General features: G+C 70.1%; 21 protein-coding genes. 18 read left to right on the top strand and 3 right to left on the bottom strand.

The window, feature by feature from the left end; translation table 11 throughout:
- The first annotated feature begins 2 nt into the window (after nt 1-2).
- The 15 genes from ACPW96_RS13535 (at nt 3) to ACPW96_RS13465 (ending at nt 13,412) form a co-directional block, all read left to right on the top strand.
- Nucleotides 3-968 (top strand): alpha-ketoacid dehydrogenase subunit beta, encoded by a 966-nt coding sequence (locus ACPW96_RS13535; RefSeq protein ID WP_425823629.1) that lies wholly within the window; start codon nt 3-5, stop codon nt 966-968.
- A gap of 52 nt (nt 969-1,020) precedes the next feature.
- On the top strand, nt 1,021-2,403 hold the full coding sequence (locus tag ACPW96_RS13530; protein WP_425883705.1) for a dihydrolipoamide acetyltransferase family protein: 1,383 nt from the start codon (nt 1,021-1,023) through the stop codon (nt 2,401-2,403).
- Between the two features lie 212 nt (nt 2,404-2,615).
- Nucleotides 2,616-3,620: a metal ABC transporter solute-binding protein, Zn/Mn family gene (locus ACPW96_RS13525; protein WP_425883704.1), complete on the top strand. Its 1,005-nt coding sequence runs from the start codon at nt 2,616-2,618 to the stop codon at nt 3,618-3,620.
- An 8-nt stretch (nt 3,621-3,628) separates the two neighbouring features.
- Nucleotides 3,629-4,447 (top strand): metal ABC transporter ATP-binding protein, encoded by an 819-nt coding sequence (locus tag ACPW96_RS13520; protein WP_425823578.1) that lies wholly within the window; start codon nt 3,629-3,631, stop codon nt 4,445-4,447.
- Nucleotides 4,444-5,337, top strand: coding sequence for a metal ABC transporter permease (locus tag ACPW96_RS13515; RefSeq protein ID WP_425823575.1), 894 nt, complete (start codon nt 4,444-4,446; stop codon nt 5,335-5,337). The genes ACPW96_RS13520 and ACPW96_RS13515 overlap by 4 nt, the downstream gene beginning before the upstream one ends.
- Nucleotides 5,338-5,346: 9 nt before the next feature.
- On the top strand, nt 5,347-5,745 hold the full coding sequence (locus ACPW96_RS13510; protein WP_425823573.1) for a Fur family transcriptional regulator: 399 nt from the start codon (nt 5,347-5,349) through the stop codon (nt 5,743-5,745).
- Nucleotides 5,742-6,776, top strand: a complete 1,035-nt coding sequence (locus ACPW96_RS13505) for a permease (RefSeq protein WP_425883702.1) — start codon at nt 5,742-5,744, stop codon at nt 6,774-6,776. The genes ACPW96_RS13510 and ACPW96_RS13505 overlap by 4 nt, the downstream gene beginning before the upstream one ends.
- Nucleotides 6,769-7,632, top strand: a complete 864-nt coding sequence (locus ACPW96_RS13500) for a TIGR03943 family putative permease subunit (protein ID WP_425883700.1) — start codon at nt 6,769-6,771, stop codon at nt 7,630-7,632. The genes ACPW96_RS13505 and ACPW96_RS13500 overlap by 8 nt, the downstream gene beginning before the upstream one ends.
- On the top strand, nt 7,622-9,052 hold the full coding sequence (locus tag ACPW96_RS13495; protein WP_425883699.1) for an Ig-like domain-containing protein: 1,431 nt from the start codon (nt 7,622-7,624) through the stop codon (nt 9,050-9,052). Before ACPW96_RS13500 ends, ACPW96_RS13495 begins: the two co-directional genes overlap by 11 nt.
- Complete coding sequence (locus ACPW96_RS13490) at nt 9,049-9,741, top strand: DNA-3-methyladenine glycosylase (RefSeq protein ID WP_425883697.1); 693 nt, start codon at nt 9,049-9,051, stop codon at nt 9,739-9,741. Before ACPW96_RS13495 ends, ACPW96_RS13490 begins: the two co-directional genes overlap by 4 nt.
- 149 nt (nt 9,742-9,890) lie before the next feature.
- Nucleotides 9,891-10,127 (top strand): 50S ribosomal protein L28, encoded by a 237-nt coding sequence (rpmB, locus tag ACPW96_RS13485; RefSeq protein WP_425823563.1) that lies wholly within the window; start codon nt 9,891-9,893, stop codon nt 10,125-10,127.
- The gene (gene rpmG, locus ACPW96_RS13480) at nt 10,127-10,297 is read left to right on the top strand and encodes a 50S ribosomal protein L33 (protein ID WP_013584775.1); all 171 of its coding nucleotides are present in this window, start codon (nt 10,127-10,129) and stop codon (nt 10,295-10,297) included. Before rpmB ends, rpmG begins: the two co-directional genes overlap by 1 nt.
- 2 nt (nt 10,298-10,299) lie before the next feature.
- A complete protein-coding gene (gene rpsN / locus ACPW96_RS13475; protein WP_425823561.1) occupies nt 10,300-10,605 on the top strand; it encodes a 30S ribosomal protein S14 in 306 nt (101 codons plus the stop codon).
- Between the two features lie 329 nt (nt 10,606-10,934).
- Nucleotides 10,935-11,222 carry an HU family DNA-binding protein gene (locus ACPW96_RS13470; protein ID WP_425823559.1) on the top strand — a complete coding sequence of 96 codons (288 nt, stop codon included), beginning with the start codon at nt 10,935-10,937 and terminating at the stop codon, nt 11,220-11,222.
- 198 nt (nt 11,223-11,420) lie between these two features.
- The gene (locus tag ACPW96_RS13465; protein ID WP_425883695.1) at nt 11,421-13,412 is read left to right on the top strand and encodes a cytochrome c oxidase assembly protein; all 1,992 of its coding nucleotides are present in this window, start codon (nt 11,421-11,423) and stop codon (nt 13,410-13,412) included.
- Here the strand turns inward: ACPW96_RS13465 and ACPW96_RS13460 are convergent.
- Nucleotides 13,409-14,545 (bottom strand): hypothetical protein, encoded by a 1,137-nt coding sequence (locus ACPW96_RS13460; RefSeq protein ID WP_425883693.1) that lies wholly within the window; start codon nt 14,543-14,545, stop codon nt 13,409-13,411. The two genes, ACPW96_RS13465 and ACPW96_RS13460, sit on opposite strands and share 4 nt — an antisense overlap.
- 111 nt (nt 14,546-14,656) lie before the next feature.
- Between ACPW96_RS13460 and ACPW96_RS13455 the strand changes: the two genes are divergently transcribed.
- Nucleotides 14,657-16,027, top strand: coding sequence for an ATP-dependent DNA helicase (locus tag ACPW96_RS13455; protein WP_425883691.1), 1,371 nt, complete (start codon nt 14,657-14,659; stop codon nt 16,025-16,027).
- 52 nt (nt 16,028-16,079) lie between these two features.
- On the opposite strand, the gene ACPW96_RS13450 is transcribed toward ACPW96_RS13455, so the two are convergent.
- Both ACPW96_RS13450 and ACPW96_RS13445 read right to left on the bottom strand, forming a co-directional pair.
- Nucleotides 16,080-16,733, bottom strand: coding sequence for a heme oxygenase (biliverdin-producing) (locus tag ACPW96_RS13450; RefSeq protein ID WP_425883689.1), 654 nt, complete (start codon nt 16,731-16,733; stop codon nt 16,080-16,082).
- Between the two features lie 44 nt (nt 16,734-16,777).
- Nucleotides 16,778-17,101, bottom strand: a complete 324-nt coding sequence (locus ACPW96_RS13445) for a DUF2470 domain-containing protein (RefSeq protein ID WP_425883687.1) — start codon at nt 17,099-17,101, stop codon at nt 16,778-16,780.
- Nucleotides 17,102-17,177: 76 nt separating this feature from the next.
- Here ACPW96_RS13445 and ACPW96_RS13440 point away from each other — a divergent pair, with 76 nt between their 5' ends.
- Both ACPW96_RS13440 and ACPW96_RS13435 read left to right on the top strand, forming a co-directional pair.
- Nucleotides 17,178-18,467, top strand: a complete 1,290-nt coding sequence (locus ACPW96_RS13440) for a serine hydrolase domain-containing protein (protein WP_425883685.1) — start codon at nt 17,178-17,180, stop codon at nt 18,465-18,467.
- Nucleotides 18,468-18,579: 112 nt separating this feature from the next.
- Nucleotides 18,580-19,497, top strand: a complete 918-nt coding sequence (locus ACPW96_RS13435) for an EamA family transporter (RefSeq protein WP_425883683.1) — start codon at nt 18,580-18,582, stop codon at nt 19,495-19,497.
- Nucleotides 19,498-19,550: the final 53 nt, after the last annotated feature.

The following is a 19,550-nucleotide window of genomic DNA, read 5'->3' as shown; positions in this document are numbered from 1 at the left end:
CCATGCCGATCAGCCGCGCGCTCAACGCGGGCCTTCGCCGTGCGCTCGCCGAGAACGACCGCGTGCTGCTCATGGGCGAGGACATCGGCCCGCTCGGCGGAGTCTTCCGCGTGACCGAGGGGCTCCAGGCGGACTTCGGGGATCGCCGCGTGCTCGACACCCCGCTCGCGGAGTCCGGCATCGTCGGCACAGCGATCGGGCTCGCGATGGCGGGATTCCGTCCGGTGTGCGAGATCCAGTTCGACGGCTTCGTCTTCCCGGCCTTCGACCAGATCACCTCGCAGCTCGCCAAGATCACCAACCGGCACGAGGGCGCGCTCCGCATGCCCATCGTCATCCGGATCCCGTACGGCGGGCACATCGGCGCGGTCGAGCACCACCAGGAGAGCCCCGAGGCGTACTTCGCGCACACGCCGGGACTTCGGGTCGTCAGCCCGTCGACGGCGAACGACGCGTACTGGATGATCCAGGATGCGATCGCGAGCGATGATCCCGTCATCTTCCTCGAGCCCAAGAGCCGGTACTGGCAGAAGGGCGACGTCGACGAATCGGCCCGCGCCGTGCCGCTGCACGCCAGCCGCATCGTCCGCCGCGGCACCGACGTGACGCTGGTCGGTCACGGGGCGATCGTGACGACGCTGCTGCAGGCCGCCGCGCTCGCCGAGTCGGAGGGCACCAGCTGCGAGGTCATCGACATCCGCTCGCTCTCGCCCGTCGACTTCGGGCCGATCCTCGACTCCGTGCGCCAGACTGGCCGCATGGTGTACGTGCAGGAGGCGCCCCAGTTCGCCAGCCTCGGCAGCGAAGTGGCCGCCACTGTGATGGAGAAGGCGTTCTTCTCGCTCGAGGCGCCCGTGCTGCGTGTGTCGGCCTTCGACGCCCCGTTCCCGCCCGCGAAGCTGGAGGGTGCCTTCCTGCCCGACGCCGACCGGGTGCTCGAGGCCGTCGACCGCGCCCTGGCGTACTGAGCGACACTTCACCGCAGGCGCCATGCGTCGCACCACCGGAAAGGAAACCCGGATGAGCACCCAGACCTTCCATCTGCCCGACGTCGGCGAGGGACTCACCGAGGCCGAGATCGTGTCATGGCACGTGTCGCCCGGCGACACGGTCGCGGTGAACGACGTGCTCGTCGAGATCGAGACCGCGAAGTCGCTGGTCGAGCTGCCGTCGCCGTTCGAGGGTGTCGTCGGGGATCTGCTGTTCGGTGAGGGAGACACGGTGGATGTCGGGGCCGCCATCATCACGATCGAGGATGCCGGGTCGCCGGCCCCCGCGGACATCCCGGTGCACGGCAAATCGGACATCGAGGGCGGCGGCGCGGTGCTCGTCGGCTACGGCACGGGGGGTGCGGTGCAGTCTCGGCGACGCAAGCCGGATGCCGCCGCTCAGACCGCCACAGTGAAGGCGTCCGTCGGGGTCGTGGCGAAGCCCCCGATCCGCAAGCTCGCCCGTGATCTGGGGGTCGACCTCGCCGCCGTGCAGCCCAGCGGCCCCGCGGGAGAGGTCACCCGCGACGATGTCGTCAAGCACGCGTCGCAGGCGAGCGTCTTCCGCAACATCGAGACGCCGGAGTGGGGCCAGGTGCGCGAGGAGAAGATCCCCGTCCCGCCGGTGCCGCGCCAGGCGCCGCCCGCCGCGCCGGCGGCTCCCGCGGCATCCGTTTCCGCGCCTCCGGCCGGCTCGACCGCCGGTGAGAACCCTCGCGAAGAGGCGATCCCCGTGCGCGGCGTTCGCAAGGCCGTGGCATCCGGAATGGTGCAGAGCGCCTACTCGGCACCCCACGTGACCGTCTGGGTCGACGTCGATGCGACGCGCACGATGGAGCTCGTCAAGCGACTCAAGGCGTCCCCGGACTTCGCGGATGTGCGGGTCTCGCCGCTGCTGATCATGGCGCGTGCCGTGATCTGGGCGGTGCGCCGCACCCCGCACGTGAACGCCGCCTGGGTCGACACCGACAACGGCGCCGAGATCGTCCTGCGTCACTACGTCAATCTGGGAATCGCGGCGGCGACGCCCCGCGGTCTGCTGGTGCCGAACATCAAGGACGCGCAGGACCTGAACCTCCGCGGGCTCGCGAAGGCACTGGAGAAGCTCACGCTCACGGCGCGCGAGGGCAAGTCCACGCCCGCCGACCAGTCGGGCGGCACGATCACGATCACGAACATCGGCGTGTTCGGGATGGATGCCGGAACGCCGATCATCAACCCCGGCGAGGCCGGGATCGTGGCCCTCGGGACGATCCGCCAGAAGCCGTGGGTCGTCGACGGCGAGGTGCGCCCGCGCTTCGTCACCACGGTCGCGGGCTCGTTCGACCACCGCGTTGTCGACGGCGACGGAATGTCGCGCTTCATCGCTGACGTCGCCTCGGTGCTCGAGGAGCCGGCGCTGCTGCTCGATTGAGCGCACGAGATCGGTGGGCCGTTGGCCGGCGCCCGGCGTGTCGGGGGGGCACCGATGCTCTCTCTGAACGTTCTCAAGTCTGCGTGTGTCCAAGCGCAGACTTGAGTACGCGAATCGTCGACAGCTGCGCTCCGGAAACGGGCGGACGGTTCCGTCCGGCATACAGGCTCGCGCGATTTGAGAACGATTATCAATAGACATACGCTGGAGGAATGAACTTCCGACCGCTGATCGCTCTTTCCGCCGTCGCCGCTTCCGGACTGGTGCTGGCCGGATGCGCGACGGGCGACGCGGGCGCTGCGGAAGCCGACGGTGCGGTCGAGGTCGTCGCGTCCACCGACGTCTACGGCCAGATCGCCGAGGAGATCGGCGGCGGTCTCGTCGACGTCACCTCGATCATCTACTCCGCCTCGCAGGATCCGCACTCGTTCGAGCCGAGCGCTCAGGACCAGCTTCTCGTGACCACCGCCGACCTCATCATCGAGAACGGCGGCGGCTATGACGCGTTCGTCGATGCGCTCATCGAATCGAGCGGCAGCGACGCGCAGGTGATCACCGCCGCGGAGTTCTCGCACGACTACCCCGGCAATGACGGCCACACCGAGGACGCCGCCGCTGAAACGGCGGAGACCCACGACGCCCACGCCGAAGAAGACGGCGCCGAAAACGTGCACGAACACGAGCACATCGAGGGCTTCAACGAGCACGTGTGGTACGACCCGCACACCATCGAGCAGGTAGCCGAGGCCATCGCCGCCGAGCTGTCGGGACTGCTGCCGGAGGAGGCATCGACCTTCGAGGAGAACGCCGCGGCCTTCGTCGCTGAGATCGCGGATCTCGAGGCATCGCTGAAGGAGGTCGGTGCCGTCGCGGGCGGCGCGCAGGTCTTCGCGACCGAGCCCGTTCCGGCCGCCCTCCTCGCGGCCGCCGGGCTCGAGAACGTCACGCCGCACGAATTCAGCGAGGCGGTGGAGGAGGGCCAAGACGTTCCGCCCGCGACCCTGCTCGCCTCGCTCGACCTGGTCAACGGCGGCGATGTGCGCGTCGTGATCGCGAACACCCAGACCGGTGGGGCCGAGACGACCCAGATCTTGGGCGCCGCCGACGCGCGAGGCATCCCCGTGCTCACGTTCTCCGAAACGCTTCCGGACGGGCAGACTTACATCTCGTGGATGCAGGAGAACGTCGAGGCGCTGGCGGGCGCCCTGCAGGAGTGACGCCCAGCGTGCCCGCGCTCGAGCGTCCCGCTCTCGAGATCACGGATGCGGCCCTGCGACGCGACGACCGCGAGCTGTGGTCGGGCCTTGACCTGCAGGTGCAACCCGGTGAACTGGTCGCGGTGCTCGGCCCGAGCGGCTCGGGAAAGACCACCCTGCTGCGCGCGATCCTCGGCCTCGAGCCGCTCAGCGCCGGCTCGATCTCCGTACTCGGCGACCCCGTCCGCTCGCAGGGCAGCCGCCGCGTCGGCTATGTGCCGCAGTCCCGGCCGCTGCCCCGGGACACGGCGCTTCGCGGCCGCGATCTGGTCGCCCTCGGTGTCGACGGCCACCGCTTCGGGCTGCCGTTTCCTCGTCGAGGCGACGCCGCGCGCGTAGAGGCGCTGATCGACGCGGTCGGGGCGCGGGGGTATGCCGATCGGCCCGTCGGCCTGCTGTCGGGAGGCGAGCAGCAGAGGCTGCGAATCGGACAGGCGCTCGCCGACGAACCCGGTCTGCTGCTGTGCGACGAGCCCCTGACGAGCCTCGACCTGGCCAACCAGCAGGCGGTCGTGGGACTCATCGACCGGCACCGCCGCGAGCGGAACGCGGCTGTTCTGCTGGTCACCCACGACATCAATCCCGTGCTGAGCAAGGTCGACCGCATCCTCTACCTCGCCCACGGCGCGTTCACGCTCGGCACCCCGGATGAGGTGCTCAACTCCCGCGTCCTGTCGGAGCTGTACGGCGCACCCGTGTTCGTGCTGCGTGCCGGCGACCGGCTGGTCGTGGTCGGTGCACCGGATGCCGAGGAGTCGCACCACCATCACGACGAGGTGCACGAATGAACCCGAACGACGTGTGGGACGCGATGTTCGGCGGCCTGCCCGTCTACGGCCAGATCCTCGCGCTGGTCTCGAACTCGGTGTGGGCGGGCGCCGTGCTGGGCCTCGTCGGGGGTCTCGTCGGGGTGCTGGTGATGCAGCGCGACATGGCGTTCGCCGTGCACGGCATCAGCGAACTGTCCTTCGCCGGGGCGGCCGCGGCCCTGCTGATCGGCGTCGACGTCGTCACAGGATCGATCGTCGGGTCCCTGATCGCGGCCGCGCTGATCGGGTGGCTGGGCGCGCGCGCCCGGGACCGTAACTCGATCATCGGCGTGCTCATGCCGTTCGGCCTCGGCCTCGGCATCCTGTTCCTCTCGCTCTACAGCGGGCGCAGCTCGAACCGCTTCAGCCTGCTCACCGGGCAGATCGTGTCGGTGCAGACCGGGCAGCTCGGCTGGCTGATCGGCATCAGCGCGCTCGTGCTGCTCGGGTTGCTGGCGATCTGGCGGCCGCTGCGCTTCGACTCCCTCGATCCCCAGTCCGCGGCGGCGCGCGGCGTGCCCACCACCGCCGTGTCGCTCGCGTTCATGCTCCTGCTCGGACTGATCGTCGCCGTCGCGGTGCACATCATCGGCGCGCTGCTGGTGATGGCGCTGCTCGTGACGCCGGCCGCGGCGGCGATGCGGGTGGCAACGGGCCCCCTGTCGGTGCCCCTTCTCTCGGCACTGTTCGGCTTCGTGTCGGCGGTGGGCGGCATCCTGATCGCCATCGCGGGTACCCTCCCGGTCAGCCCCTACATCACCACCATCTCCTTCCTCATCTACGTCCTCTGCCGGGTGATCGCCTCCCGCCGCGGGCGCGTCCGTCCCCTGTCTGCCGGCGCCGAGGCGGCGTCCAGGGTCGCCGCCTAAACTTCTGACATGGCTCAGCGGAACACGTGGCAGCGCGAGCGAGTGCGCGATGCGCTCGCCGATGCGCGTGGATTCGTGAGCGCCCAGAACCTGCACGCCTCGCTGCGCGAGGACACGGGCATCGGTTTGGCGACCGTGTACCGCACCCTTTCGGGGCTGGCCGCCGCCGGTGAGGCCGATTCGCTGCAGAGCCCGGACGGTCAGGCGCTCTACCGCGCGTGCGTCAGTCCCGGCCACCACCACCACCTGATCTGCCGGTCCTGCGGCCTGACCGTCGAGATCGAGGCGAGCGAGGTCGAGGCGTGGGCCCGCCGCACCGCCGCCCAGCACGGCTTCACCGACGCGGAGCACGTGGTCGACATCTTCGGCCTGTGCGCCGCCTGCACGAAGGCACGCGAGGGAGCGTGACCCGGCTCAGCACGGCCGAGCCCGGCGCGGGCGCGGTCACCACGCCTCGGCGCGCCGCACCAGCGGTCGCTCTCGGTCTCGGGATCGTCGCGGTCGCCGTGCTCTTCGCGATCGATCGCCTCGCCCCGACGCTGTTCTCGGCGTCGCTGCCGACGCGCGCCCAGGACGGGATGACCCTCGCGATCAGCGTGCTGATCGAGTCGCTGCCCTTCGTCGTGCTGGGTGTCGCGCTCTCGATCGTGGTGCAGGTGTGGGTGCCGCCAGGCGTCATCGAGAGATGGATGCCCCGGCGGGCATGGGCCCGCCGGGCCGTGCTGTCTCTGCTCGGGATGCTGGTGCCCGTGTGCGAGTGCGGGAATGTGCCCTTCGCGCGGGGCCTGCTGATCCGCGGGTTCTCGGTGCCGGAAACCCTGACGTTCCTCATCGCGGCGCCGATCGTGAACCCGATCGTGATCCTCACGACGCACCAGGCGTTCGGGTGGGATGGCGGAATCCTTGTCGCGCGGCTGCTGGGCGGATACGCGATCGCGAATCTGATCGGCTGGCTCTACAGCCGTCATCCGGATCCTGACGGGCTGCTCACCGACCGGTTCCGCGCGACGTGCGATCTCGTCGTGAACGAGCCAGGCGGCCGCGGCCGCCGCAGCCTCACCCAGTTCATCATCGAGCTGCGGGCGGTCATGCCGGCGCTCATCATCGGCTCCGCCCTCGCGGGAGCAGTGCAGGTTCTCATCCCGCGTGACACGCTACTCGCCATCGGGTCGAATCCGGTGCTCTCGATCGCCGCGATGACGGCACTGGCCATGACGGTCGCGATCTGCTCCAACGTCGACGCCTTCTTCGCCCTGTCGTTCGCGTCGACCTTCTCGCCCGGCTCACTGGTCGTGTTCCTGCTCGTCGGCCCGCTCATCGACATCAAGATGCTCGCGCTCATGCGCACCACCTTCACCACGCGCGCCCTCGCGGGCATCGTCACCATCGTGCTGCTCTCGGCGTTCGCCATCGGGATCGGGGTGAACCTTCTTGCGTAGGGCCGATTGGATCGCGACCCGCTGGCTCGGCGTGGGCCTCACGGCCTGCCTGGCCGTCGTGACGCTCGGCCTGGCCGCCGGAGGGCAGCTGGGGCTCTACATCAATCCCGATTCGGCGTGGTTCGCGGTGAGCATGGCTGTCGTCGCCCTGGTCGGGGCGGTCGGCTCGTTCCTCGTGCCGCTCGGCGCGGAGGCGGACCACGGGCACGAGCACGGCGATGCTCCCGCGGTGCACGGGCTGCACGCGCACGACCACGGTTCCGCCGTGGAGCACGACGAGCACACCGGCGCCCACCACAGAGACGACGAGGAGGCCCACGACGCCCTCATCGCCCCCCGGCGACCCCTGGCGATGGTCGCCACGGTCACCGGTGGCGTGCTCGCCTCCGGCATCACGGTCGCCGCTCTGGTGCTTCCCCCCGCCTCATTGTCGGTCGAGCTGGCCATGGCCCGGGATGTCGGTGCCCCGCCGCTGTTCGGCGGCGCGGACTCCATCCAGCTCGCGACCTCCGGCGACACGAGCGAGTTCGGGGTCGGTGAGTGGGCCACCGTGTTCGCGACCTCGACGAATCCCGACAACTTCGACGGTGAGACCGTCGCGCTGACCGGATTCCTGACGCCGGATCCCGACGACCCGGACTCGGTGCAGCTGACCCGCCTCGTCATCACGCACTGCGTGATCGACGCCCAGCCCGCGACCCTGCCCGTGGTCGCCGCCGGCTGGGAGGGCGATTACGAGGTCGGCGATTGGGTGGAGCTCGAGGGCACGGTGCGGACCGCTGCCGACGGCACGCTCGTGATCGAGCCGGGCGCCGTGAACCCCATCCCCGAGCCGGGCGACCCGTATGAGTACTGAGGCGGGTCCGGCCGGATCCAGCCGGCGCTCCCGGGCAAGGGCCCGGCGCACGCGCGGCTTCCTCGCCGCGTTCGCCCTCGTGATGGCCGCGCTGATCGCCGTGGTCGTGACCGGAGCCGCATTGAGCCTCTCGCAGGGGCCCCGGCTCACCAGTGTGCAGGTGGACCCCGCCGCGGCGGCCGCGGCATCCGGTTCCCGCATGATCCTGACGGCGAACCAGGCGCTGGATTCCGTGACGGCCGATCAGGTGAGCGTCGAACCCGACGTCCCGTTCACCGTGGACGCCTCCGGTCGGAGCGTGGGGGTGCGCTTCACGGTGCCGCTCTGGGACGACACGGAGTACACGGTCACGGTGTCGGACGTCGAGGCGGTGGGCGGGGGACCGACCGCGGACCTGACGTCGAGCTTCCGCACACCGGCGGCGGAGGTGTTCCTGCTGCAGCGCAGCACGAGCGGGGACGACGCCATCTTCCGCACCGACCTGACGGGCGAGCGCGCGGTGCCGGTGTTCACGCATCCGCACATCGAGGACTTCCGCGCCAGCGGCGATCGGCTGGTCGTCTCGGTCGTCGAGGACGACGCATCCGTGGTGCTCGTCACCGATCTCGCGGGGGAGAACCGGCGCGAGCTCCGATTACCGGGAGACGGGATCATCACCGCGCTGCAGGTCTCCGGTCGCGGCGATCTGGTCGGCTACACGTATTCCGACCGCGCGCTCGATGAGGACAGCGGCCGCGAGAGCGTCATCTTCACGCAGTCGCTGCGGCAGGCGGATGCCGAACCGCAGCCGCTGGAGATCGCCAGGGAGGCCCCGAGCGTCGTCGACTGGCTCTTCGTGCCGGAGGCGACGGCCGCACTGCTGATCGACTTCGCGGGAGACCTGCTGCTCACCGATCCGGCGACCGACGGCGACCCCACCGCGCTCGGCGCCGCCCTGACGATCGACGGCATCACGGTGGGCACCTTCCAGGCGGTGGTGGAGCGGATCGACGGGCTCAGGGTTCTCGACCTGACCGATGCCGGCGAAGAGCCGCTCGTCCCGGCCGAGGGGGAGGAGTCGCTCGGTGTGGCCGGGTCCGTCACGCCGATCCCCGGTGGCGGCACCGTGCGGCTGTACTCCGAGCGGGATGCCGCCGGCCTGCCGATCGAGCAGTCGGTGGTGCACGTCTCGGACGAGGGGGCGGTGCTCCCGCTGCTCGAGGTGCCCATCTCCGACGGGGTGCTGCAGACCTGTGTCGCGCCGAGCGGGCGGTACGCGGCCGTGCTCGTGGCGCCCGATCTGGTGTCGAACCCGTACGACGGGTACCTGCAGCCGCTCCCGCACAACCTGGAGACGCACATCATCGAGCTCTCGACCGGTGACGGGGTCGTGACACTGGCGGGGTCGGCCATCTCGTGGTGCGCGGTGGGTGCGTCGTGAGCGAGGTCCGCTCGGCCACGCGCGCCGAACTGGCCGGGCTGCCCCTCGAGGTGGCGCCACGGCTGCTCGGCGGACACCTCACGACCGTTCTGCCCGACGGCACGGTCACCGTGCGGATCACAGAGGTCGAGGCCTACCACGGGCTCGGAACCGGCGCGGTACCCGACCCCGGCTCCCATGCGCGCATGGGCCCCACCGCCAGGAATGCGGTGATGTGGGGCGAGCCGGGGCATCTCTACGTGTACCTCAGCCACGGCATCCACTCGTGCGTCAACGTCGTCTGCGGGCCGGAAGGCACCGCCGGCGGGGTGCTGCTGAGGGGCGGCGAGGTGATCGACGGGCGGGATGTCGCCTTCCGGCGGCGCCCGGCGGCCCGCGTCGAGCGCGACTTGGCGCGTGGACCGGGTCGGCTCGGGGATGCCGTCGGTCTGCGTTATCCCGTGCACAATGGCGTCGACGCGCTCAAAGGGCCGATCGCCCGGCTCGAACTGCGCGATCCCCCCCACGTCGACATCGCGACGGGGCCGCGGGTCGGCGTCGCCGGCGTCGCGGGGACGGCGGCGTTCCCGTGGCGCTTCTGGATCCCGGGGGATCCGACGGTGTCGCCGTTCCGGTTCGGGCGGGGAGCGGGCGAGCTCGCCGCCGAGTCGGCAGGGCGTCAAGGCGACACGCCGCCCGTGCTAGACTGACTCTTTGTCTGCGCGCCTTCCACGCGCGCAGTTCGCCCACACTCCCCACCTTTCCGTCCCTGAGTTCGTCGAGGGTCGCGGTGGCGTGTGGACAGACAAGGGATCTTGGGTGAGGCCGTCCGGCCTCACGGTATTAAGGAGAAATCACTATGGCAGCAGTGTGCCAGGTGACTGGAGCTGTTCCCGGCTTCGGTCACTCGATCAGCCACTCGCACCGTCGGACGAAGCGCCGCTTCGACCCGAACGTGCAGAAGAAGACGTACTTCGTTCCGTCGCTTGGGCGCAACATCAAGCTCAACGTGTCGGCCAAGGGCATCAAGGTCATCGACGCCCGCGGCATCGAGTCCGTCGTCCGTGACCTTCAGGCGAAGGGTGTGAAGCTCTAATGGCCAAGAAGGCTCAGGACGTCCGTCCGATCATCAAGCTCCGCTCCACGGCGGGCACCGGGTACACCTACGTGACCCGCAAGAACCGTCGCAACAACCCCGACCGCATCGTGCTGAAGAAGTACGACCCCGTCGTGCGCAAGCACGTTGACTTCCGCGAGGAGCGCTAAGAATGGCCAAGAAGAGCAAGATCGCTCGCAACGAGCAGCGCAAGGTGATCGTCGACCGCTACGCCACCAAGCGCGCCGAGCTGAAGAAGGCGCTCGTCGACCCGACCAGCACCGACGAGCAGCGCGAAGCCGCTCGCATCGGCCTGCAGAAGCTGCCCAAGAACGCATCGCCCGTGCGCGTGCGCTCGCGCGACGTCATCGACGGACGCCCCCGCGGTGTCCTCACGAAGTTCGGCGTCTCGCGCATCCGCTTCCGCGACATGGCCCACCGAGGCGAACTGCCCGGCGTGACCAAGTCGAGCTGGTAAGCGAGCCAAAGGGCACAGTCGTCCTGGTAGACACCAGCAGCACACGTCGAAGAGGCGGATCCCCGTTACGGGGGTCCGCCTCTTCTGCGTCCGGGCGCGCTTGCGTGCGCCCCGGGGCGGCGACCACGACGTCCGACACCCGTCACTCCCGCCACAGCAGCCACATCCGTACCGGCGACACGCCGACCGAAACCGTCATAACCCCCGGAAATCCGCGGAATTCCGCCGAACGTTGATACATTCGAGGCGGTCGATCGACCAGCCGGGGAGCGTCCGTTCTCCGGTCCCGCAAGATACTGCGGCATCATCGTCGCCGCTGGAGGACCACCATGGCCGACAAGTCCATCACCAAGACCGAGCTCGTCGCGAGCATCGCAAGCGCCACGGGCCAGAGCCAGGCCACCGTGTCGGGCGTTCTCGACTCCCTCTTCTCGACCGTCTCCGAGGCTGTCGGCAAGGGCAGCAAGGTCTCGATCCCGGGCTGGATCGCCTTCGAGCAGGTCGCCACGTCCGCCCGCACGGGCCGCAACCCGCAGACCGGTGCGGAGATCAGCATCCCCGCCGGCAAGCGCGTCAAGGTCACTGCGGGCTCGAAGCTCAAGGCAGCCGTCAAGTAAGCAGGACGGTCGCCGAAAGGGGGATGTCGCTCGCGACATCCCCCTTTCGCGTGCCCGGGCGGCGCCCCCGACCGCCGCGAAGGGACCCGAAGTGCGGGATACGGACGCCGGAACCCGCGGATTGCGTCCTTTCGCGAGAGGTGGATGCCGGGGACTGGACGCGGCGAGCACTCAGGCCGCGGAGCCTAGGCTTGAGGGGTGAACTCCCGCGCGCTGCGGGCCGCCGGGCCCGCGATCCTGATCGCCGCGGCATTCGTGACCCTGATCTGGGGTCTTGTCGTAGGCGGGGGGGCGGCGGCGCTCGTTCTCGGTGACCCCGGGCCGGTCGTCCGCTGGGGCCTGCCCGCGGCGAAACTCGCCGTCAACCTCGGCGCGGCCGGCATGGTCGGCTCCCTCGTGCTCGCCCTTTTCGCGCTCAAGGCCGGGGATCGCGAGTTCGACACGGCCCTGGACACGGCATCCGTCAGCGCAGCGGTGTTCACCGTCGCCGCGGGCGTGACCGGCTTCCTCACGTTCGTCAACGCCTTCGACGCGAGCCCGAGCCCCGACGCCGTCTTCGGCGCGCAGCTCGGCCGGTTCCTGCTCGAGACCGAGCTCGGCCGCACCTGGCTGATCACGACCATCGCCGGCGCCGCGCTCACCGTGCTCACGTTCGCGGTCCGTTCGTGGACCGCCACCCTCTTCGTCGCGATGCTGGCCGTCGCGACGCTCGTGCCGATGGCGACCCAGGGACACTCGGGCGAGGAAGCGAACCACACCGCCGCCGTGATGGCGCTCGTGCTGCACACCGTCGCCGCGGCGGCATGGCTCGGCGGCCTGCTGCTCGTCGTCGTGGTCCGCCCCGTCGTCTCCCGCGACCGCATCGCCGTGGTCCTCACGCGCTACTCGAGCATCGCCCTCGTCGCCTTTCTCGTCGTGGCGGTCTCCGGCTACGCCCGGTCGGCCATCAGCGTCGGCGCCTGGGACCAGCTCGCCACCCCGTACGGGCTGCTCGTGCTCGTCAAGGTCGCCGCGCTGCTCGTGCTCGGCGCGCTGGGCGCCTGGTACCGGAATCGGCTCATCCGGAAGATGGGCGAGGATGCGGGACGCCGACGCTTCTGGATCCTCATCGCCATCGAGTTGGCGTTCATGGGGATCGCGAGCGGTGCCGCGGCCGCGCTCGCGCGCACCGCTCCTCCGGCATCCAGCGCGCTCCCCGAGATCGGCACGCCGGCGGAAGTGCTCACCGGGGCGCCGCTTCCCCCCGAGCTGACGCTCGGGCAGTGGTTCGCGGCGTGGGACATCGACCTGCTGTGGGCGTTCGCCGCGGCCTTCGGCATCTTCTTCTACCTCGCGGGTGTCTGGCGGCTGTCCCGCCGAGGCGACTCGTGGCCGCTCTATCGCACCGTCCTCTGGGTTGCGGGCCTCGTGCTGCTGTTCTGGGTGACCTGCGGTCCCATCAACGCCTACCAGGACTACCTCTTCAGCATCCACATGGTCGGCCACATGCTGCTGTCGATGGCGATCCCGCTGCTGCTCGTCGCGGGGGCGCCCGTCACCCTCCTGGCCCGGGCGGCGAGAAAGCGCGACGACGGCACGCGCGGCGGCCGCGAGTGGGTGCTCTGGGCCGTGCACTCGCCGGTGTCGCGTGTGCTGACCCATCCCTTCGTCGCGGCCGGGCTCTTCGTCGGCTCGCTCTGGACGTTCTACTACACCGATCTGTTCCGGTGGTCGCTCTACGATCACCTCGGCCACGAATGGATGACGGCGCACTTCCTGATCACCGGGTACCTGTTCGTGCTCTCCCTGATCGGCATCGACCCGGTGCCCTATCGCCTGCCCTACGCGGGGCGGCTGCTCGTGCTGATCGGCGTCATGGCGATGCACGCCTTCTTCGGCATCGCGATCATGATGCAGAGTGGCCTGTTCGTCGCCGAGTGGTTCGGGTCGATGGGGCGCACGTGGGGTGCGACGCCCCTCGAGGATCAGTACGTCGGGGGCGGGGTCGCATGGTCCGTCGGCGAACTGCCGACCCTCATCCTCGCGATCACCGTCGCGATCCAGTGGAGCCGGAGCGATGACCGCGCCCAGCGCCGACGCGACCGGCACGTCGACCGGACCGGCGACACCGAACTCGAGGAGTACAACGCCAAGCTGGCCGCGCTCGCCGAGCGCGATGCACTTCGGCAGCCTCAGCAGCCGGCCCGCTAGGGGCTGGTCTCGCCGCCGACGCTGATCGACGCCGTGCCGTCCGGAAGCACCTTGATGACGCCCTCGACGGTGAAGGGGACGTCCTCGCTGACGTGGCTCACCTTGCCGTCGAAGAGAGACCGGATGTCGACCTCGATGTGCGCGACGGCATCGGTCGGCGGGATCTTCCAGTCCGCGCCGTCGGGAGCCACCTGCACCGCCGGCTGGCGCGTGATCGTCCAGGTGGGAGGCTCATCGATGCGGTTCTGCACGTAGTACCCGAACGGGCATCCCGTCGGCAGCAGCACCTGCTCAGTGGTGCAGTTCGTCAGGAACTCCTCGACCTTCCGCTGCACCACACCCACGAACTCGTCGGTGGGCTCGGCCTGCAGATCGACGGGAACATAGGCCTGCGGAGCATCGGCGAGCACGTTCACTCCGGGCGTCTCCGAGATGCTGGTGTCGACCGCGACCCCGTAGAGGCCCGGCGAGAAGACCAGCAGCGGCACGGCATCCAGCGGCGCGGCTTCCACGCCGTCCGGGGAGACCTGCCGCTTGTCGAGCTCGAACCCGTTGACCTCGAACCGCATCGATCCGCGCACGGTGAGATCGATCACCGCGAGTGGACTCTTCGCGAAGCGCCACGAGGGAAGCACGCCGATGAATCCGTTGCTCTCCACCGCGAACGTGGATTTCGCCGGGAAGCCGCCGGCCGAGTACGAGACGACGACCTCGGTGATCTCCCCCTCGGATGTCTCGGAGACGATCTCGATGTCGCTGATGGGGGCGAGCGCAACGTGGCGCAGCAGCGCGTCGGAGGCGGATGTCGGCAGCCCGGCATCCTCGAGCTGAGCGGTGTCGATCGCGACACCCGGCACGAGCAGCGCGTCGGCGGCGCGCCCGTCCGCGAGCATGCCGACGTAGCGCTCGACGAACGCCGCCGGACTGTACAGGGCTCGATACAGGGCGACGCCGGCGACGACGAGCCCGGCGAGCAGCAGCCCGACGATCACCCATATGGCGGCGAGCTGCAGGCCCAGTCGCGGGCGCCGGGGAGGCGTCGCCTGCACGGATGCCGCGGCCTCCGCGGGCACGGCGGATTCGGGGGCCGTCGGCACGACCTCCGGCACCGCGCTGTTGGCACCCTGGCTCACCCGGCCAGTTTAGGGAGACGCCCTGAAGAGTTGCCCACCGTCGTCGCGCGACGACGCGGAAACCGCCGCCCGCCTACGATGGGAGGAACGCCGTCGCCCCGTGAGGAACCCGTGAACACTCCCCCTCTCTCGGCGGAACAGGAGGCCCTGTTCCGCCTCATCGAGGACACGCGGGAGCATGTGTTCGTGACGGGTCGCGCCGGCACGGGCAAGTCGACGCTCCTGCAGCACCTGGCGTGGAGCACGTCGAAGCAGATCGCGGTGTGCGCGCCGACGGGGGTCGCTGCCCTGAACGTGGAGGGTCAGACGATCCATTCGCTGTTCCGCCTGCCCATCGGGCTGATCGCTGACACCGAGATCGACCAGTCCGACCCCACCCGCAAAATCCTGAACGCCATCGACACCCTCGTGATCGACGAGATCTCCATGGTCAACGCCGACCTGATGGACGGAATGGACCGAGCGCTCCGGCAGGCGCGCGGCCGGCGCGCCGAGCCGTTCGGAGGGGTGCAGGTCGTGATGTTCGGCGACCCGTATCAGCTGGCCCCTGTCCCGCCCCGCGGAGACGAGCTGCGGTACATCCAGGACCATTACCGGTCGTTCTGGTTCTTCGACGCGAAGGTGTGGGCCGGCGGTGAGGCCTCGGACGGGATTCTGGATGTCGGGCGCCACGGCGCCGAGCTGCACATCCGCGAGCTCGTCGACATCCATCGCCAGGCGGACGACGCGTTCAAGGCGATGCTCAACGCCGTGCGACACGGCGTCGTCACGGCAGAGATCGCGGGGATGCTGAACGGCGCCGGCGCCCGCACGCCGCCGGATGACCCGGAGTCGCCGATCATCACGCTGGCCACCCGCAACGACATCGTGAACAGCATCAACCGGCGGCACCTCACCGCCCTGGCCGGCCGTGAGCAGACCGCGAACGCCGAGATCAGCGGCGACTTCGGCCGCGGTGAGGCCGGCTACCCAGCGGATGCCGAGCTCAAGCTCAAGGTCGGCGCACAGGTGATGTTCCTGCGGAACGACACGGGCGCCTTCGGAGAACCGCCCCGGTGGGTGAACGGCACGATCGGCACCGTCACCCGCATCGCGGGCGGGACCGTGCGGGTGGATGTCGACGGCCACGAGTTCGACGTGGAGCCGGCGGTCTGGGAGAGGTTCCGGTACGCGTACGACCCGGGGTCCAAGAAGCTGACACGCGAGATCGTGGCGGAGTTCACCCAGTTCCCGCTGCGCCTCGCATGGGCCGTGACGATCCACAAGTCGCAGGGCAAGACCTATGACCGAGCCGTCATCGACCTCGGGTCGGGGGCCTTCGCGCCCGGGCAGACCTACGTCGCGCTGAGCCGCCTGACCTCGATCGACGGGCTGTACCTGTCGCGTCCCCTGCGCCCGAGCGACATCCGCGTCGACCCCGACGTGCAGCGGTTCATGCGCGGCCGCGCCGCCCCGGTGCAGCCGCGTATCGGGGCAGGCTAGGCGACAGAGGCGCGCTCCGCGCGGCTATGCCACGGTCGGCGAGCGTCGCGAGTTAGGCGACAGCCGCGCGCTTCGCGCGCTCGAGGTCTTCGAAGAGCTCGGTGTTGAAGCGGTAGGCGAGCAGCACCTCGTCGATCACACGCTCCTTCTCGGCGTCATCCCACGGCACGGCGTCGAGCTGCTCGCGGTAGACGTCCTTGAAGGCCTTCGGGTTCGCGATGTCGTCGAAGAGGTAGAAGCCGATGCCGTTCGTCTCGAATCCGAAGCGGCGCTGCATGAGCCGCCCGATGAACAGACCGCCCGAGAGGTCGCCGAGGTAGCGGGTGTAGTGATGCGCGACGAATCCGCCCGCCCAGGCTGCGCCGACCTGGTTGATGCGGGCGACGTACCGTCTGGTGCTGGGAAGCGGTTCGAGTCGCGCACGCCAGTCGGCTCCGAGCAGGAACTCCAGATCGGCCTCGAGCGCCGGCAGCCGCGTCAGCTTGTCGCTGATGAAGACGGCCGCCACCGGATCCCGCCGCATCCGCTCGGTCGCCGCCTCCAGCGCCTCGTAGATGAAGAAGTGCTGGGTGACGAGGGCGATGTAATCGTCGCGGCTGCCGCGCCCCTGGATGAGGTCGGTCATGAAGCCGGCGCTCTCGCTGCCGGAGTGCGCGCCGCTGGAGCGATCGCGAAGGGCCGACGAGAAGGCCACGACGTTGGTCATGGCCACATCTTAGGGTGCCCTAACCTCTCCTGCCTAGCGGGCGATCACGCGTGGCGTCGAGGCTCGACCGACAGGCGCCTGCATGCCTCTTCGTAGAGCGCCACGATCTCCCGCCGCACCTCGGGTCGCTCGGCGATCGGCGCGTTCGGCCACGGCACCCGCAGGCCGACGGTCGCGGCATGCACGGTGGTCATCCACTCGCCACCCCGCTCGTCGAAGCCGGTCATCACCGCCCCGGAGGCACCCGGATCGCCGAAGGCCCGGGCGATCAGCAGGTTGTCGTCCGAGTGCTCGCTGTTCATGTGCCGGAGCACCGCGCTCACCGTGCTGTCTTCCAACGCCGTGCCGTCCTCGAACGCTCCGCCCACTCGTCCAGCGTACGCGCGCCCGGCGGGCTCGTCCCGGGTGAGCGCATAGACTCGATGAACGACATCGGGGGGTGACATGAGGGCAGGACAGGCGCGACGTCGCGCCACGGCCGGTCTCGTCGGCCTCACGGCTCTCGCGCTGGCACTCGCCGGGTGCGCCCCCGAGTCCTCCGTGGCGATCGAGACGCCCCCTCAGGTGGATGGCCCACTGCCCGAAGAGGTGCGAGCCCCGCTCGAGGCATCGGTCACTCACGCCATGGCCGCCGCCGGCGCGACGGGTGCGCTCGTGGGTGTGTGGGTTCCGTGGAGCGGAACCTGGGTGACCGGGCTCGGCACCGAATCGCCCACAGGCTCCGCACCCATCGACACCGACATGGTGTTCCGGGCGGCGGACGCCACCCGGCCGATGACGTGCGACGTGCTGTACGGCCTCGCCGCGGAGGGCGTCGTGGGGTTCGACGACAGCATCTCCGACTACGTCACCGGCGTGCCCGACCTCGAAGACATCACGCTCATCGAGCTGTGCAACGGCACGTCCGGCCTCGGCGATTTCCAGGGCACGCTGCAGAGTCAGTGGATCACGAACCCGGAGCGCGTGTGGGGCGCGCGGGAGCTGACGAGCTTCGGGCTGGGATACTCGAAGCCCATTCCGCCCGGGTCCCAGTACCGCGAGTCCGACACGGGCTACGTGCTGCTGGGTCTGGCGCTGCAGCGCGCGACGAACAAGAGCGCGGCCCAGCTGCTGAACGAGTACGTCTTCGACCCGCTCGACCTCCAGAGCACCACGCTGCCCCGGGCCACTCCCTCGGCCCCCTCGAGGTCTGAGCCGGTGCTGAAGGGGTATCACTCCCTGCGGGGTCCCGACGGGGTGATCAACTGCGCGGAGCCGCTCGACATCACGACGATGTCCTCGAGCATGGGCTTCACGGACTCCGGTGTCACCTCCACCATCTCCGACCTGGGGCGGTACGCCCAGGCGCTGGCATCCGGCGCGCTCGCCCGCGAGGGCCAGCCCGATCGCTGGGCGAATCCCCTTCCGGTCAGCCCCGACGGTCCGTCGTGGCTGCAGGCGACCGGTGGCGCGTTCCTCGCAGGATCGCTGGTCGGGCAGCACGGCTGGGTGCCCGGCTATCTCACGAGCGTCTACTCCGACCCCGAGACCGGGATGACGGTCGCCGTGGTGCTCAACAACAGCGCCGCAGGCAGCACGCTCGCGGCATCCCTCGCCTGGGAGCTCGCCGCGATCGCCTCCAAGGCGCCGGCGGCAAGCGGCGAGACGGCTCCGCAGTTCGGCCTGCCGTGGACGGCGGAGCAGTACCACGAGGCGATCGCGCAGGCCGCGGTCTGCCCCCTGCCGGCCCCGTGACATCGAGCCGTCTCGATCCTCGGTCCACCATGTCGGAGACTCCGGCGAAGGACGCTCGGAGAGTCGACAGCGGGTTGCTGGGCGTCTCGACCCAGGGCGACCCGGTCCGCTGGTGAGCCGGACACCCGGATTCGCCGTCACGCTCGTCGTGGTCGGCCTCGCGTGCCAGGAGGTCGGCGCGTCGATCGCCGTGCTGCTCTTCCCGACGGTCGGGCCGCTCGGCATGGTGCTGCTGCGGCTCGTGTTCTCCGCGATGGTGCTCATGGTCATCGCGCGCCCCTCCCTGCGCGGACACGGGCGCGCCGGCTGGCTCGCGGTCGTCGGCTTCGGTGCCGTGCTCGCGCTGATGAACGGCCTCTTCTACCTCGCGCTCGAGCGCCTGCCGCTGGGCGTCACCGTGACGATCGAGGTCCTGGGGCCGCTCACCCTGTCAATCGTGGTCGCGCGTCACCGCTCGGCCTGGCTGTGGGCGGGGCTCGCGCTGCTCGGCGTGCTCGCCCTCGGCGGCGGTGGGTGGGACCGGCTCGATCCGGTCGGCGTGCTCTTCGCACTCGGCGCGGCCGCGAGCTGGGCCTTCTACATCCTGGCATCGGCGCGTGTGGGGCGGGCGTTCCAGAAGCTCGACGGGCTCGCGCTCGCCATGGTCATCGGGGCGGTGCTCGCCCTGCCGTTCGGCATCATCGACGCCGGATCAGCGCTGCTGCGCCCCGAGATCCTCGGGCTCGGCGCGGCCGTCGCGCTGCTCTCCTCGACCATCCCGTATGCGCTCGAGCTGATCGCTCTGCGGCGCCTCGCGGCCGCCGCGTTCGCCATCCTGATGAGCCTCTCGCCCGCCACGGCATCCCTCGCCGGCTACCTCATCCTCGGACAGACGCTCACGTGGCTCGAGCTCGCGGGCATGGCGCTTGTCATGGTCGCCAGCATCGGTGCGGTGCGGGCCGCGAGCAGGGCGGATGCCGACGACCGCTCCATCGCGCGGGATCGGGCTGCCGAGGAGGAGACGCCCCCGCTGGCCGAACCCATCGCCTGAGGACGGATGCTGCAGTCTGGGCGGCCGGACCGAATACGCCGTAACGTGTGCCA

The organism is Micromonospora sp. DT81.3 (assembly GCF_049847225.1).
Lineage (GTDB): Bacteria > Actinomycetota > Actinomycetes > Actinomycetales > Microbacteriaceae > Microbacterium.
This window is presented reverse-complemented; position numbering and strand designations above follow the sequence as displayed.

Excerpts from the sequence above, each read along its gene's own strand:
- ACPW96_RS13535 (WP_425823629.1), top strand. The coding sequence starts at position 3 with ATGCCGATCAGCCGCGCGCTCAACGCGGGCCTTCGCCGTGCGCTCGCC.
- ACPW96_RS13530 (WP_425883705.1), top strand. The coding sequence starts at position 1,021 with ATGAGCACCCAGACCTTCCATCTGCCCGACGTCGGCGAGGGACTCACC.
- ACPW96_RS13525 (WP_425883704.1), top strand. The coding sequence starts at position 2,616 with ATGAACTTCCGACCGCTGATCGCTCTTTCCGCCGTCGCCGCTTCCGGA.
- ACPW96_RS13515 (WP_425823575.1), top strand. The coding sequence starts at position 4,444 with ATGAACCCGAACGACGTGTGGGACGCGATGTTCGGCGGCCTGCCCGTC.
- ACPW96_RS13510 (WP_425823573.1), top strand. The coding sequence starts at position 5,347 with ATGGCTCAGCGGAACACGTGGCAGCGCGAGCGAGTGCGCGATGCGCTC.
- ACPW96_RS13495 (WP_425883699.1), top strand. The coding sequence starts at position 7,622 with ATGAGTACTGAGGCGGGTCCGGCCGGATCCAGCCGGCGCTCCCGGGCA.
- rpmB (WP_425823563.1), top strand. The coding sequence starts at position 9,891 with ATGGCAGCAGTGTGCCAGGTGACTGGAGCTGTTCCCGGCTTCGGTCAC.
- rpmG (WP_013584775.1), top strand. The coding sequence starts at position 10,127 with ATGGCCAAGAAGGCTCAGGACGTCCGTCCGATCATCAAGCTCCGCTCC.
- rpsN (WP_425823561.1), top strand. The coding sequence starts at position 10,300 with ATGGCCAAGAAGAGCAAGATCGCTCGCAACGAGCAGCGCAAGGTGATC.
- ACPW96_RS13470 (WP_425823559.1), top strand. The coding sequence starts at position 10,935 with ATGGCCGACAAGTCCATCACCAAGACCGAGCTCGTCGCGAGCATCGCA.
- ACPW96_RS13450 (WP_425883689.1), bottom strand. The coding sequence starts at position 16,733 with ATGACCAACGTCGTGGCCTTCTCGTCGGCCCTTCGCGATCGCTCCAGC.
- ACPW96_RS13440 (WP_425883685.1), top strand. The coding sequence starts at position 17,178 with ATGAGGGCAGGACAGGCGCGACGTCGCGCCACGGCCGGTCTCGTCGGC.